Origin of the sequence: Arthrobacter sp. cf158 (assembly GCF_900106835.1) — a bacterium.
Taxonomy (GTDB): Bacteria; Actinomycetota; Actinomycetes; order Actinomycetales; family Micrococcaceae; genus Arthrobacter.
The window spans coordinates 15,921-30,486 of sequence record NZ_FNNR01000009.1 but is presented as its reverse complement, the minus strand read 5'-3'; the positions used below and the strand labels follow the sequence as shown (position 1 = coordinate 30,486).

13 protein-coding genes are annotated in these 14,566 nt (G+C 64.3%); 9 read left to right on the top strand and 4 right to left on the bottom strand.

Features of this window, described 5'->3' with window-relative positions; genetic code table 11:
* The first annotated feature begins 14 nt into the window (after positions 1-14).
* From BLW08_RS17445 to BLW08_RS17435, 3 genes are read left to right on the top strand one after another with little or no spacing between them, the layout of a single operon-like run.
* Complete coding sequence (locus BLW08_RS17445; protein ID WP_091326703.1) at positions 15-971, top strand: carbohydrate ABC transporter permease; 957 nt, start codon at positions 15-17, stop codon at positions 969-971.
* On the top strand, positions 968-1,882 hold the full coding sequence (locus BLW08_RS17440) for a carbohydrate ABC transporter permease (protein ID WP_091326700.1): 915 nt from the start codon (positions 968-970) through the stop codon (positions 1,880-1,882). Before BLW08_RS17445 ends, BLW08_RS17440 begins: the two co-directional genes overlap by 4 nt.
* On the top strand, positions 1,879-2,883 hold the full coding sequence (locus BLW08_RS17435) for a hydroxyacid dehydrogenase (protein ID WP_091326699.1): 1,005 nt from the start codon (positions 1,879-1,881) through the stop codon (positions 2,881-2,883). The genes BLW08_RS17440 and BLW08_RS17435 overlap by 4 nt, the downstream gene beginning before the upstream one ends.
* 57 nt (positions 2,884-2,940) lie before the next feature.
* Here the strand turns inward: BLW08_RS17435 and BLW08_RS17430 are convergent, their stop codons facing one another.
* Together BLW08_RS17430 and BLW08_RS17425 are read right to left on the bottom strand one after the other, a co-directional pair.
* The gene (locus BLW08_RS17430) at positions 2,941-3,336 is read right to left on the bottom strand and encodes a DUF7793 family protein (protein WP_139244928.1); all 396 of its coding nucleotides are present in this window, start codon (positions 3,334-3,336) and stop codon (positions 2,941-2,943) included.
* 118 nt (positions 3,337-3,454) lie between these two features.
* On the bottom strand, positions 3,455-4,870 hold the full coding sequence (locus BLW08_RS17425; RefSeq protein WP_091326696.1) for an MFS transporter: 1,416 nt from the start codon (positions 4,868-4,870) through the stop codon (positions 3,455-3,457).
* A gap of 78 nt (positions 4,871-4,948) precedes the next feature.
* Between BLW08_RS17425 and BLW08_RS17420 the strand changes: the two genes are divergently transcribed.
* Positions 4,949-6,178 (top strand): GAF domain-containing sensor histidine kinase, encoded by a 1,230-nt coding sequence (locus BLW08_RS17420; RefSeq protein WP_091326693.1) that lies wholly within the window; start codon positions 4,949-4,951, stop codon positions 6,176-6,178.
* Positions 6,179-6,265: 87 nt separating this feature from the next.
* Here BLW08_RS17420 and BLW08_RS17415 read toward each other — a convergent pair whose 3' ends face one another.
* Together BLW08_RS17415 and BLW08_RS17410 are read right to left on the bottom strand one after the other, a co-directional pair.
* Positions 6,266-7,597 carry a serine/threonine-protein kinase gene (locus BLW08_RS17415; RefSeq protein WP_091326691.1) on the bottom strand — a complete coding sequence of 444 codons (1,332 nt, stop codon included), beginning with the start codon at positions 7,595-7,597 and terminating at the stop codon, positions 6,266-6,268.
* A 226-nt stretch (positions 7,598-7,823) separates the two neighbouring features.
* A complete protein-coding gene (locus tag BLW08_RS17410; RefSeq protein ID WP_090824145.1) occupies positions 7,824-8,465 on the bottom strand; it encodes a TetR/AcrR family transcriptional regulator in 642 nt (213 codons plus the stop codon).
* A 112-nt stretch (positions 8,466-8,577) separates the two neighbouring features.
* On the opposite strand from BLW08_RS17410, the gene BLW08_RS17405 reads away from it, so the two are divergent.
* From BLW08_RS17405 to BLW08_RS17385, 5 genes are all read left to right on the top strand, one after another.
* Complete coding sequence (locus tag BLW08_RS17405; RefSeq protein ID WP_091326688.1) at positions 8,578-10,035, top strand: purine-cytosine permease family protein; 1,458 nt, start codon at positions 8,578-8,580, stop codon at positions 10,033-10,035.
* On the top strand, positions 10,032-11,255 hold the full coding sequence (locus BLW08_RS17400; RefSeq protein ID WP_091326687.1) for a serine hydrolase domain-containing protein: 1,224 nt from the start codon (positions 10,032-10,034) through the stop codon (positions 11,253-11,255). The genes BLW08_RS17405 and BLW08_RS17400 overlap by 4 nt, the downstream gene beginning before the upstream one ends.
* The gene (locus tag BLW08_RS17395) at positions 11,252-12,862 is read left to right on the top strand and encodes an amidohydrolase (RefSeq protein ID WP_091326685.1); all 1,611 of its coding nucleotides are present in this window, start codon (positions 11,252-11,254) and stop codon (positions 12,860-12,862) included. Before BLW08_RS17400 ends, BLW08_RS17395 begins: the two co-directional genes overlap by 4 nt.
* A gap of 104 nt (positions 12,863-12,966) precedes the next feature.
* The gene (locus BLW08_RS17390; RefSeq protein WP_091326682.1) at positions 12,967-13,872 is read left to right on the top strand and encodes an alpha/beta fold hydrolase; all 906 of its coding nucleotides are present in this window, start codon (positions 12,967-12,969) and stop codon (positions 13,870-13,872) included.
* Positions 13,873-13,972: 100 nt separating this feature from the next.
* The gene (locus BLW08_RS17385; RefSeq protein ID WP_091326679.1) at positions 13,973-14,566 is read left to right on the top strand and encodes a histidine phosphatase family protein; all 594 of its coding nucleotides are present in this window, start codon (positions 13,973-13,975) and stop codon (positions 14,564-14,566) included.

Genomic DNA, 14,566 nt, shown 5'->3' with positions numbered 1-14,566 from the left:
CGAGGAGATTAATCATGCTCACCCAGGCATCCACAAAGCCGTCCACCGCCGTCCAGTCCGCCACCCGGGCCCCTCGTAGACCCCGCGCAATGTCCGGAACCGGTGGCCGCACCGCCGCACTGTTCCTCACCCCGTTCTTCACAATTTTCGCCCTCGCCATGGTTGCGCCCGTCGTCTATGCGATGGTGCTGAGCTTCTTCGCGCAGCAAAAGTCCGGATTGGGCTTCGGCGAAGCCAAGACGTCGTTTGTGGGCTTGGAGAACTACCTGCAGGTCCTCCAGTCCGAGACCTTCGTAGGCGGTATCGGCCGCCTGGCGTTGTACTGCCTGCTCTACATCCCCTGCATGGTGGGCGGTGCCCTGGCGTTTGCCCTGTTGCTGGATGCCGCCGTGACCCGTGCACGGAAACTCTTCCAACTCCTGGTCTTCCTTCCCCACGCTGTGCCCGGCGTGATCGCGGCGCTGATCTGGGCCTACCTCTACACCCCGGGGGTCAGCCCGATCGTCTCAGTCCTGCAGACCGGCGGGATCTCGCTGAACTTCCTGGACAACCAGATGATCCTGCCATCCATCGTCAACATCGCCGTATGGGAGTGGACCGGCTACAACGTGATTGTGCTCTTCACAGCACTGCAGGCCGTACCCCGGGACGTCCTGGAGGCCGCCCGAGTGGACGGCGCGGGCGAAATCCGGGCCGCCGTCAGCATCAAGCTCCCGCTGATCCTTCCGGCGTTGAGCGTGATCATGCTCTTCACGGTGATTGGCACCCTGCAGCTGTTCACCGAACCGTCCATCATCTCCAAAGCCACCGCGTCCGTCACCAGCACCTGGGTGCCCAACATGTGGGCCTATGACGCCGCGTTCAACCGGCATAACCTCAACCAGGCCGCAGCTGCCTCCATCATCATCGCGCTCATGGCCGCAGTACTGTCCTGGGCCGTGACCCGCTTCAGCTCAAGGAACAAAGCATGAGCACCTCCACGATGTCCCGCGCAAGTACTTCGGCCCCGGCACTGCCGCCCAGGCGTCGCCGCTCCGCTGCCCGTGCCGGCGGCTTTGGCAGCACCTTCACGGTGAACGCCCTGCTGATCCTGGGCTGCGCTTACATGGTCCTTCCCGTGGTGTGGCTGTTCTTTGCCTCCACCAAGAACACCGCGGACCTCTACGGAACACCCGCCTATGCCTTAGGAGAGCCTGCGTTCTTGGACAACGTCATGGCGGTCCTTAACCAGGACGGTGGAGTGTTCCTCCAGTGGATGGCAAACTCCATGTTCTACGCGGCATTCGGCGCGGTGCTGGGAGGGCTGATCTCCGTCATGGCCGGCTACGCGTTCGACAAATTCCAGTTCCGCGGCAAGGATTCCTTCTTTGGCATCGTCCTGGTGGGCGTCCTGATTCCCAACACGGCCACGGTCCTTCCGATGTACTTGTTGGCCTCGGTGTTCGGCATCACCAACACCATCTGGGCCGTGCTCATCCCGGTCCTGTGCAATCCCTTCGGCGTCTACCTGGCCAGGGTTTACTCGGCCGCTTACGTTCCCGCCGAGACCCTGGAGGCAGCCCGCGTGGACGGTGCAGGACCCATCCGGTCCTTCTTCTCCCTGGGCTTGCCCATGATGATGCCCGGCTACATCACCATCGCCCTGTTCCAGTTCGTAGGAGTATGGAACAACTTCATGCTCCCGCTGGTGATGCTCCAGGACCAGAAGTTGCTCCCCGTCAGCGTCGGCATCTCCATCTGGCAGGGCTACTCGGTTCCGCAGCCCGAATTCACCCCCATGGTCATCACAGGCTCGCTACTGTCCATCATTCCGTTGCTGGTGGCCTTCATCATGCTGCAGCGCTTCTGGAAATCAGGCCTCACGGCAGGGAGCGTCAAATGAGGTTGAACGTTGCGTTGGCCATGCCGGCCCACACGGCGCGGGCCGTGTTTCCTCCGCGGAGCCTCGATCCGTTGGAGCCCGCGTTGAGGCTCCTGAGCCGGGAACCCATCCAGGACTTTCACGCCCCGGAAAGCCGGGCAATCCTTGAACAGGCAGACGTCCTCCTCACCGGTTGGGGCTGCCCGATGATCGACGATGCCGTCCTGGACGCTGCCCCCCGCCTGCGATACGTCCTGCATGCAGCAGGCAGCGTGAAGCACCACATCGGGGACGCCTGTTGGGAACGCGGCATCCAGGTCAGCTCAGCCGCGGACGCCAACGCCATCCCCGTGGCCGAGTACACGGTGGCCATGATCGTCCTGGCGAACAAGCGTGTCCTCCAGATCGCCCGTGCGCTGCACACCACCCGCACCGACGTCCTCGCTGAGCAGCTCTTCCCGGACATGGGCAATTACCGCAAGCGCGTAGGCATCATCGGGGCGTCAAAGATCGGCCGGCACGTTATCCGGCTGCTCGCTCCATATGATCTGGACGTCGTGGTCTCGGACCCGTACCTGTCCCCCGGGGAAGCCCGGGCCCTGGGCGTCGGGCTAACGTCCCTGGACCAACTGGTGGCAAGCAGCCACATCGTCAGCCTCCACGCGCCGTCGTTGCCTTCCACCAAGAACCTCATCGACGCCGGGCTGATCGAACGGATGCAGCCGGGCGCCACCTTCATCAACACGGCCCGCGGTGAGCTGGTGGACCAGGATGCCCTCCTGGCACGGGTGGAACAGGGCGATCTTTACGCCATCCTGGACGTGACAACGCCCTGGGTGCTGCCCGCCGAATCCCGTTTCTACACCCACCCCAACGTGCTGCTCACGCCGCATGTGGCAGGGTCCCTGGGCAACGAACTGGAGCGTATGGCAGCCAGCGCCGTGGAGGAGGCCCGCCGGCTGTCCCGGGGGGAAGGGTTGCGGTTCCCGGTGACGGTTGAAGACCTGGCGTTCACGGCTTAGGCAGCCGGTTGCGGCCTTGAGGACGCACGACGGCGACCTCCCGCCGTCGTGCGTTTGTCACGGTCCGGTGCGTGCAGGCTCGGCTTCATCCGCGTCCTGAAGCCAGGCCATGGCTTCGTCCTCGGAGACGAAGAAACGGGTGGGGCACGGCGGCTCCTGAACGGCCAGCTGGTACTGCGCGAGCATGCGGTCCACGGGGTTGTTTCCCAGCAACGCGATCCTGGACGCCGCGCAGGGCTCCAGGAAGACTTCGCGGGCTGCGTGGCTGAGGTGGCCGGCATCGGCCATCGTCACCAGCAGGGGGTAGCGGCGGCCGTCGGCGATGTTGTTCACAGCGTCCACCGCGGCCCGGGCATTGTGGGCTTCGATGCGGACTCCGGGTTTCCAGGCCAACCACATGACGCCGGAGGACTGGAACCGGATGTCGTAATCGCCGGCGTCCGTCTGAGCCATGGAACCATCTCCCTTTCCGGTGGATCGCCCGATTGCCCGTGCGCCTCGAACTGACTCCACCCTGCACCTGCCGACGATCATACGGTCTCATCCGAAACGAGTGATTTTTGCTGTCCGGTCATCCCGCGGAAGGGGAGTCTGCGCTTTCGTTGTCCTTTTCTTCCGCGGCCGTCTGCGCATAGGATGCCGAAACCCTGCGGTACACCGGGGTGAGGAAGGCGATCAGGGCCACGGCGATCATCATGAGGCCCGCCACCAGGAACACCAGGGCAATACCGCGGGAGATTCCCTCACCCAGCAGGGGCTCAAGCTGTGCAGCGCCTTCGGAAGAGCGTGCATAGGGAATGATCCAGAACTGCGCGATCGGTGCAATGAGGAACGCTGTGATGGGCGCTGCCGCGGATTCGAATGCCATGGCGAAGCCAAACACCCGCCCTTGCCGGGGCAACGGGACCACTTTTTGGATGACGGTTTGCTCGGCTGCTTCCACCACGGGCACCAGGGCCATATAGATCCAGATGCCCACGATGTACAGCCACGCCCATTCGCGCAGCGTGAAGACCGCGCCGATGAGACCCATGAACCCGACGGCGATCAGCATGGTCCGCAGCGGGTTGGAACCCAGTCCGAATTTGCCGATCAGTGCGCCGCCCAGGATGAATCCCGTTGCGCCCACGGCAAACACCGTTCCCCAGATTTCCACCGAGAACATTTCCAGCCCGTAAGGGTCCATCAACGCCATGTAGACGCCGCCGATGAAGTTATTGAACGTCGAGAACAGGATCAGGGCGAACAGTCCGGAAATCGCCATGACGGCGGCCCAGGAGCCGCGCAGGTCGAAGCCACCCTGCGCGTCGGAGGCGGCAGCCCGCACTTCCTCCGGCAGGCGAAGCGTGAGCAGGTGCGCGAAGGCCAAGGCGGTAAGAACCAAGGCCACTACCACTGTCCATCCCATGCCCAGCAGGCCCACAGACAAGCCGGACAGGACCGAGGTGACAATGAACATGAGCCCCTGCACCATCCCCACCAGTCCGTTGGCGTTGGCCCGCTTGTCAGGCTCGATCAGGATGGTGACCGTGGTGGACAGGGCGATGTTCCGCATGTTCTCCACCACTGCACCGATCAGGATGATCATGGTGAAAATCCAAAACCATGGCTGGGTCAGGTCGAGTAAAGCCTCTTCCGGCGTCAGCAGAAACATGACGCCGGACAGGATGAACATCACCAGGGTGAAACAGGCCGCAAAGCGCATCACGGCCAGTTTGCGGTAGCGGTCCACGAAGGTGCCGAAGCTGATGCTGGAAAGGGCGATCAAGAGCATGTACGCTCCACCGATCACCCCGGTGGCAATGACATTGCGGGTCTCCAGGTACACCCAGAAAGTCAAGGCGAACCATAAATAGCTGGTGGTGATGTTGGCCAGGGCGGTATTCACCAGGATCCCGGCAAAGGTGCGGGATCGCTGCGCCGGAGTGCGCACAGACATGTCGATTGCGTCGGAAGCCGCGGCCATGGCCGGTTCCTGCTCGGTCATGGGTCCCAGTAAACCACCGCTCCCAAGCTCCCGGTAGTATCGGCAGGGAATCCTAAAGACGCTTGGGGGAATTGTTCAATGACGCGTGCACAAGGGCAGCTCGCTTTTACCGACGACGTGAGCCGGGACCTGGAACTGCAGGAGTACGGCCTGGACCCGGCAGCGGATTCCACCCTCCTGCCCAATGCGGCGGTGATGAGCGCGCTGCAGAACCTGGTGCGGCTGGCCACGGAGCTCTGCGGTGCCCCCTTTGGCGTGGTCAACATCATCAGCGCGGAATACCAGCACCAGATCGGGGCCTGGGGTGTAGACCCCGGCATCTGCTCGCGCGAGGATTCAATGTGCGCCAAGGTGTTCCTGTCCCGCGAGCGGACAGTGGTGGCAGATGCATCCCAGGATCCCCGTTTTGCGGATAACCCCTTTGTCACGGGCGAAATAGGCAACGTCCGCTTTTATGCCTCCGTGCCGTTGCAAACAGAATCCGGCTTTGTCCCGGGGACCTTGTGCGTTTTCTCCGACCAGACAAAGGAACTGCGCCCCGAACAAGTCAGCATGCTGGAGGTCCTGGCCAAGCAAGTGGTGGAGTTGCTGGAACTGCAGCACCGGACCGTCCAACTGGACCGCACCTATGCCGAGCTGAAGGATTCCAACGCCAAACTCGCCGGGTTCGCCGGACGCGTCAGCCATGATCTGCGGATTCCCCTGACCACCATCCTTGGCTATGTGGAACTGGTGGAAGACGATCCGGACATGGAGCCCCAGAGCACGGCTGCGCGGTATCTGGACCGCATCGGGACCAGCGGACGGCGGATGCTTGGCATGCTGGAAGATGTCCTCAGCTACTCGCGCGTGGGAGGCGGGATCCAGGCCGGGCAGGTCTCACTGCGCAGTGTTGCAGAAGAGGTTATCCGCGACCTCGGCATTGAGGACCAGGGCATCGTTGAGGTTGAGGATCTGACGGTCCACGCGGACCGCGGGCAGTTGCGCATCCTCTTGCAGAACCTGGTGTCCAACGCCATGAATTACCGGAGCCGTGAGCGAACCCTGCACGTCAGGATCAGGGGCATCTCCAACTATCACGGCGCAACGGTCTACGTCGAGGACAACGGCAAGGGCATTAAGCCAGAGGACCGCGCCAAGTGCCTGGAACCCCTGGTCCGTCTGCGCCGGGAAGGTGACGGTCCGGGCACCGGACTTGGCCTGGCCACGTGCAGCAACATCGCCAAGGCCCACGGCGGCGATCTCACGCTGGCTGAAACGCCCGGCGGCGGAACCACGGTTGCGATTAGTTTTCCCGCCGGCTCCTAGCCTCAGCGGCGGGAGAGGTAACGCACGACGCCGGCAGCCCGCCGTCGTGCGTTACTGCATGTCGTGCGTTGCTTGAGATGGTCCGGCCTACTTGTCGGAGCCCTTTCCGTGGCTCTTTTCGTCCCCTTTGCCGCTCTTGCCGGCGCTCTTTTTGACTGCGTTTTCCATGCCTGTTTCCGCCGCCGGAACTGGAGCCGGCTCCTGAACCACGGTGGCGGGCCCGGGCTCCTGCACAATGACTGCCTCGGCGGGCACTGCTTCCGTGGGTACCGGTACCGCAGGGTCACTGGGCACTGCCGGGATGGGCTGCGGCTCAGCCTGCGAGACACCGGAATCGGCGGGCAGGGATGTATCCGTGGTGTTGCCAGCAGGAGCGAACCCTTGGAAAGCGATCAGCGCTGCGATGGGTATGGTCACGGCAGCAGCGGCAAGACCCCGAACTGTTTTGGGCCGTCGCTTGCCAAAGTCCACCAGTCCCGAAACCGCCGCCTGCTTTCTGGTGGGGGTGCGGAGCGGCAGCCGTGACGGCACGGGAGGGAGCACCGCGGTCCTTCGTCCCGACTGGATTCCTTCCTGGGTGAGCGCTTCCTCTACCTCCTGCGCTTTCGGTCGCTTTGCGGGATCCATGTCCGTCATGGCTTCCAGGAGCGAACGCAGCGGAGCGGGCAGTTCCAAGGGAACCTGCGGTGCCCGGTGCAGTCGGGCAGACGCCGTTTCCATGGGCGTTCCCGGATACTCGGCCCTGCCGGTGAGGCACTCCAGGAGCACCAGTCCCAGCGAGTAGATATCACTGGCGGGAGTCAGGCTGAGGCCTTGGGCTTGCTCAGGACTAAGGTATTGGGCGGTTCCCACGGTGAAGCCTGTTGCGGTGAGGCGGCTGTCCTTCATGACCAGGGCAACACCGAAGTCAGCCAGCTTCACGGACTGGGCCAGGCCGTCGTCGTCGGAGACAAGAATGTTGGCAGGCTTGATGTCGCGGTGGATGACTCCGTGCCCGTGCACCTGGGACAACGCACCGGCAACAGCAACGCCGATCCTTGCCACCTCGGGCACAGTGAGCGGCCCCTCTGCGAGCACTGCGCGCAGATCGCGTCCGTCAGCGCGTTCCATCACCAGATAGGCGCGCTCTTCATCGTTCCGGGTATCCACCCCGGCGTCAAAGGCCGCCACCAGCCCGGGGTGGTCAAACGCGGCCAGAAGCCTCATTTCGGTTTCCTGGCGAGCCCGGAAGGAGTCATCACCCGAGCCGGGGAGGAAGATTTTTATGGCCACCTCACGGCCCAGCAGAAGGTCGGTAGCCTGGTACACAGCGGACATGGCGCCCCTGCCCAGGATGGCTCCCAAGTGGTAGCGGCCGTCCAGTGTGTCGTCGATGGAATCCGGGACACGGGAGTCCACAGCTTCGTCATTGTTGCCCACGAATTGTCACGTCCTTCAGGCCCACCTGGGTGTCACGCAACCGCTGTCCGCGGATACCAGGCAATGCCGTCAATCTAACTTTCACGATAGCCGCGTGACCGCCTGCTTCAGCCCTCACGGCTTGGGCAACCCTGCCCAAACAGCATCATCCGGTTTCACCAGATACTCATCAGGATACTTATTAAAGCGGCGGAAGGACAATGCGGGGAGTCGGTGACCCCGCAGGCTATCCGGCTCCCTGCCGGTCCACGGCTGCGCGCAGCCCGCCCCCCGGAAGGCCAAGTGCCCACTCTGCTACGTCGGTGACGAACCGCTGGAAAGCCTCGAAATCGAAGGAACCCAGGTTGTTGACGTAGGAGCCCACGCCGTCGATCGCCACCCAGATCCGGATGCAGGCCGCGAAGGGGTCGTCCACAGCAAAGTCACCCGAGGCCACGCCGTCCTCGATGAGGGCCGTAAGCCGGGTCCGGTCCAGGTGCTCCTGCGCCAGCAGCGCCTCCGCCAAGGCCGGGGTGAACCGGCAGAGATGCCGGGCGTTGAGCCAGAGCCGCGTCAGCTCAAAGGCTCCCCTCCCTTCAATGCGCGAAATCAGGTGGGCCATGCGCTCCAGCGGCGTCCCGGCGTCGGGAAACAGTTCTTCCCGCTCCTCCGAAACGGCGCGGATGAACGCCGCGATCACCAGGTCCTCCGCCGCCGGGTAGTAGTGGCTGATCAACCCTGGGCGCACGCCAAGGCGGTCAGCGACGGCCCGGAGCGTGATCCGCTCAAGACCCTCGGTCAGCGCGATGGACGCGGCCTCCGCCAGGATCTCGGCCCGGCGCTCGTCAGGTAATTTTCGGACGCGTTGGGATGCGGGGCTTGACACCATGCCCATCAGTCTATTGGATTAGTGACCAATAGCACGTTGGTCGCATGACCAATAGTGCCCACAGGTCGGTTTCCCAACGTTGCGGAGCTGGCCTTGCCCGAGAGGAACAGCGTTGTCCCAGCCCCATACGACCGATGCGGTCAGTTATCCAGAACCACTTGCCCACCCCGAAAAACGGGGCATCGAACTCATCGGCGCCTCTGAACGGCACGGCCGCGCCCGCGACCTTTTCCCCGTCTGGGCAGCCCCGAACGTCAGCGTCCTGAACTTCACTGTGGGCGCCTCCCTGATCCTGCTGGGCCTGGAACTGTGGCAGGCCTTCCTGGTGATCATCGCCGGAAGCCTGCCGTGGATCCTGACCGGCATTGTGGCCACCAGCGGCCCGGCGGCGGGAACGTCCGGCTCCGTGATCACCCGGGCAATCTACGGAATCCGAGGCAACAGGGTGATTGTGGCGTTCTTCGGCTGGTTCATCTCCGCTGTTTTCCTGGCCCTCAACTGGCTGGCCTCCTCCTTCATGGGCGCCGAACTCCTGGCACAGCTCGGCTTCACGGATCCCGTCCTGGCGCCAGTGCTGGTCACAATCGTCGTGGCTGCCATCACCGTGCTCGTGGCAGTGTTCGGCCACAGCCTGATCCTGCGAAGCTACCCGGTGGTGGCCTCGGTGCTGCTGGTGATCTTCCTGCTTGTCACCGCGTTCATCCTGCCCCACGTCCAGTGGGGCTATGCGGCCCCGGCACCCCTGGACGGTGCGCCGTTGTGGTCAGCCATAACCATCGGTTTCGCCATCCTCGCCTCGACACCCCTGTCCTACACCAACAGCCCGGACCTGGCCCGCTACCTCCCGGAGTACACCAAGTCCTCCCGCATCGTTGCGGCCACGGCCTTGGGCGGCGCCCTGCCCTGCATGCTCTTCACATCTGTGGGAGCATTGCTGGCCACCGGAATTGACGCAGCCGCCATGGACCTTGGCATCGAGTCGGCGCTGCTGGCCCTGCTCCCCGCATGGCTCGGCCCCATCTTCGTGGTGGGCGTCATCATCAACACCATCTCGCTCAACGGCATGACCACCTACACCGCCAGCATGGCGTTCCAGTCCATCGGCGTGCCCATCCGCCGCATCCCTTCCGCCGTGGTGGTTGGCGCAATCGGAACCGCGCTCACCATCTACCTGGTGATGTCCACCAGCCTGCTGGACGCCGTGAACCTGATGCTGCAACTGCTGGTTCTTATCTCCGGCCCCACCATGGCCATCTTCGCCACCGACGTCATCATTCGCCGCAACCGCTACAACGGACGCGAACTTTTTGATGAGCGGCCCGGCAGCCCTTTCTGGTACTCCGGCGGCTGGCATCTTCCCGGATTGCTGGCCGTCATTCTCGGCGCAGCCGTGGCATCGCTGTTCCTCAGCAACAGCGCCTTTACCGGACCCATCGCGGCGGCCATGGGCTTACTGGATCTTTCCGTGCCGGTCTCCATGGTGGTCACCGCCTCCGTGTATGTGGCGCTGACACGGTGGTCCCCGGCCCGACGCAACACCACATCCAACCACGTAGGAGCCAACGCATGACCACCACTGGAAACCATCCTTCCCGCTACCCCGGTGCCGTGGGCCAGCCAACACTGGACACCTGGCAGGATGGCCCGCATAACCGCTGGACCTTCGCGCACCTGGGCGAAGTGGTTCCGACGGCCACCATCAACCGCCGCTTCCCGGCCGCCCCGGCTGGGGCTACCGAGCAGCTGGCGGCCGTGGAACTGCCGGATCTGATGCAGCGCCTGGAGGACACGTATACCGATGCATTCCTGGTCCTGCATCACAACAAGGTCATCGCGGAGTATTACCGGCCCGGATTCGCTCCGGATGACCGCCATTTGGTCATGAGCATTTCCAAGTCCATGTGCGGCCTGGTGGTGGGGGCTCTGGTGGACTCCGGCCACATCGTCACGTCTGCCCGCGTGGTTGACTACGTGCCGGAGCTCGCAGGATCGGCGTATGGCGGAGCAACGGTGCAGCACGTGCTGGACATGGCCGTCCACCTTGACTACAGCGAAGACTACGTGGATCCCGCTTCCGAGGTTCAAACGCACGACCGCTCTGCCGGTTGGCGCACCCGCAAGGACGGCGACCCCGGGGACACGTATGCCTTCCTCACCACGCTCACGGGCAACGGCACAGTGGGCACGTTCCAGTACTGCTCCGCCAACACCGACGTCCTGGCATGGATCATTGAGCGGGTTACGGGCCTGCGCTACTCGGATGCGCTGTCCAAATACCTGTGGTCAAAGCTCGACGCGGACCGGGACGCCACCATCACAGTGGACGCCGCGGGCTTCGGCTTCGCGAACGGCGGTGTCTCCTGCACCGCCCGCGACCTCGCTCGCGTGGGCCAGTTAATGCTCGACGGCGGCAAAGGTCCAGGCGGCAGGGTGGTGTCCGAGGGGTGGGTCAGCAGCATCCTCGCCGGTGGCAGCCAGGACGCCATGAAGGATTCCTCCTTCACCGATCTCCACCCGGGCGGGTCCTACACCCGGCAGTGGTGGTGCACGGGAAACGAGCGCGGCAACGTGACGGGCGTCGGAATCTACGGCCAGTACCTCTGGCTCGACCCCCTGACGGAGACTGTGATCGTGAAGCTCTCCACGTGGCCAGGACCGGACAGCGGTCACCTCCACGCACTTCAAAACCAGTTGCTCGTAGACGTCAGCCGCGCCCTGGACAGCCACTCTCTGGACAGCGACTCACTGAAAGCGCCAAACACCATGGAATCAAAGGAAAACGCAGCGTGACCACCCAGCTCTACACCAATGGCCGCATCTTCACCTCCGATACCCGCCGCTGGGCAGAAGCCCTGCTGGTGCAGGATGAACGGATCCTTTACGTCGGTGATGCGCACACTGCGGCGCGGCTGAGCCCGGACGCGCCAGTCACGGACCTCGGGGGCCGGCTGGTACTGCCCGGATTCGTGGACGGTCACGCGCATGTGATCGGCACCGGCGAAGCGCTGGGACAGGTCAGCCTGTGGGGTGCCAAGTCCGTGGAGGAGATCCAGCAGCGCATCAAGACCCGCGACACCGAGGATCCTGGCACCGACAGGATCCTGGCCACAGGGTGGCTGCATGGAGTCATTCCCGGCGGCGTCCCGGAAGCTGCGATGCTCGACGCCGTGGTGCCCGGCAAACCCGTTTATGCCTTCGCCTATGATTTCCACTCCGTGTGGGTCAACACCGCCGCACTGGCTGAGCTCGGGATCGATGACCACACCCTCAATCCGCACGGCGGCACCATCAAGCGCGATTCCCAGGGTCACGCCACGGGCTACATTGACGAGAATGCGTTCTACGATCTGGTGCTCCCTTTCCTCGATTCCCAGGTGGACGGGAACCAGCACGGGGCCAGCATCGCCGCAGTCCAGCAGGCCTACCGCGAAACCGGAGTCACCACTGCATGCGACATGGGCTTCAACGAGACCGATCTTGAGGCCTTCAAGCGGGCTGATAAGGACGGGTCGCTAACGAGCCGGCTCATCGCTTACTGGCGGGTGAACAGCACCGGCTCCGCGGAGAACAACATTGCCCAGGTCCAGCGGGCAGCCGAGCTGGCCGTCGAGCATCAGTCGCCGTTCCTGCGCGTGGTGGGCATCAAGATCATCATTGATGGCACCATCGACGGGTGCACGGCCACCTTGGGGATGCCGTATGCCGATGGCTCGAATGCAGAACCGATCTGGAGTCTCGAAGAGCTCGCGCCTGTTGTGGCTGCGGCTGATGCTGCCGGGTTGAAGGTGGCGATGCACGCCATCGGCGATGAGTCCGTGCGGATCGCGATCGCCGCCGTGGAACACGCTGTGGCGGTGAACGGCCCCCGCGAACGCCGTCACCGGATTGAACACCTTGAGTTGGTGGACAGGGCCGACGTCGATCGCCTCGCCGCGCTGGGGATCACCGCGAGCATGCAGCCCGTCCACGCAGATCCCGCAATCAGTGAAAATTGGGCGGCCAAATTGGGGGACCACCGAGTGGAGCGTGGATTCGCTTGGCCGTGGATCCGGGAGGCGGGCGCTTGCCTTGCGTTTGGCACGGACTCCCCCACGTCCCCGCACGCTCCGCTGCCCAACATGTACGTGGCCACCACGCGCGCTTCTGCCCTGGATGCTGCTGCCGGAACCAACGTCCCGGACTTCGCCCTGCCCCTGGCCGCATCCATTGAGCACGCGACGCGCGATTCGGCGTGGACCTGCGGCGCTGAGCATGACATCGGCCGCCTGGCCGCTGGTTTGTTTGCGGACTTCGTGGTTTTAGACACGGACGTTTTCGCCGGCAGCGCGGACGCCCTGCTGGAGGCAAAGGTTGTCCGGACCGTGGTGGGCGGGCGGACGGTGCATACGAAGAAGTAACGGGCACACGAAGAAGTAACGGGCACGGAAAGGACCTGCCGCGGGCCGATCCAGCGCACCCGCTGCTCCGAATCACCGTCAGAGGTGAGGAGCAGCAGGTCATCATGGACGTTCAGCAGCAAACAGGACCGGTACGGGTAACGGACACCTGGCGCATCACCGTGCCAACGGAGCTGGGCCCGTGCACCGTCCGGATCCAGGACGGCGCAGGTCCGGAGTCAGGAACCGCAGACGTGTACCTCCATGGAGCGGCCGGGTCCTGGACCACCTTCCTGCCGTTGATGTCGCGCGCTCCGGAGAACGATCGCATCCTGATCGACCTGCCGGGTTGGGGAGATTCCACCCAGGCCGCCCGCTTGGAAGGTGCCACCATCGAGGCCATGGCGAGTGCCGTCGTCGAGGTTTTGACGGTCCTCGGGCACCGCCGTTGGAACATCGTGGGCCACTCCATGGGCGGCTTTCTGGCGCTGCATATTGCGGCGGCGTGGCCTGCGCAAACAGCCAGTGTTGCCACGATTTCGGCCACCACCTTTGGAGTGACGGACTCGATCCGGCACCCGTGGCGCGGGCTGTTCCTGCTCCCGTTTTTCGTGTTCATACTGCTGCTCATGCGCTCCACGGCACGGTTCGGAAGCGCCGGAACGGCACTGATCCGTGGAGTAGGGAAAACGCCCATCATGCGGCTGCTCCTGGGGCCGCTGTTCGCGAACCCGGCGGCCATACCGGAGAGGGTGATCCGCAGGCTGGCGCAAGAGGCCCGCCCCGCAAGCTTCGGCGCCGCCGCGCGGGCTGCCGCACTGTACAACGCCGGCCAGTGGCGCAGCATTTGCTGCCCGGTGCTGGCGATCCGCGGCGACCAGGACGTTTTCACACCGCAGTCCGACCTTGAGCAGCTGGCGGCGCTTTGCCCGCATGTCCGCACGGTCACGGTGCCGCGGTGCGGGCATTTCGCAACAGTGGAGCAGCCTGACACCGTCCAGCGATTGTTGACCGACCTGCGGCAACGCTGAACGCCCGACGGCGACCTCCCGCCGTCGGGCGGTGTGGCTGCGTAACGCAAGGGTCCTACGTGACGCACGGAACTGCGGTCCGGCACGGCCTCAGGGCAGAATGGAAGGCATGACCCTTACAACCTTTGCCCTCGTCCGCCATGGCCAAACCGATTGGAACGCGGAGCGCCGGTTGCAGGGGTCCACGGATATTCCGCTGAACGACGTCGGTCGCGGCCAGGCGCGCGACGCCGTCGCCGTGCTCGCGGACCGCCAGTGGGATGCTGTGGTGTCCTCGCCGCTGGGCCGTGCAGCGGAGACGGCCCAGATCATCGCGGAAGGGCTGGGCCTCACGGTGTCCCGGTTGGTCCCCGCGCTCACCGAACGCAGCTTTGGACCGGCCGAGGGGTTGCAGGCCGGCCCCGAGTTGGAAGCACTCCGCATTCCGGGTGGGTTCCGCGGAGGCGAGAGCGATGACGACGCCGCCAGCCGCGGCCTGGGCGCGCTCGAAGAGCTCGCCCAGGAGTTCGCTGGCAAGCGCGTACTGGTGGTCGCGCACGGCACGCTGATTCGCCTGACACTCAACCGCGCAATCGGACGCACCCTGGACAGCGTCCAGAACGCGGCCCTCAACTTGGCCCACCACGACGCTTCGGACGGTTGGCAGCTTGAGTACTTCAACGGCGAGCGCGTCACCGCCGACGCCGGGGTTTAG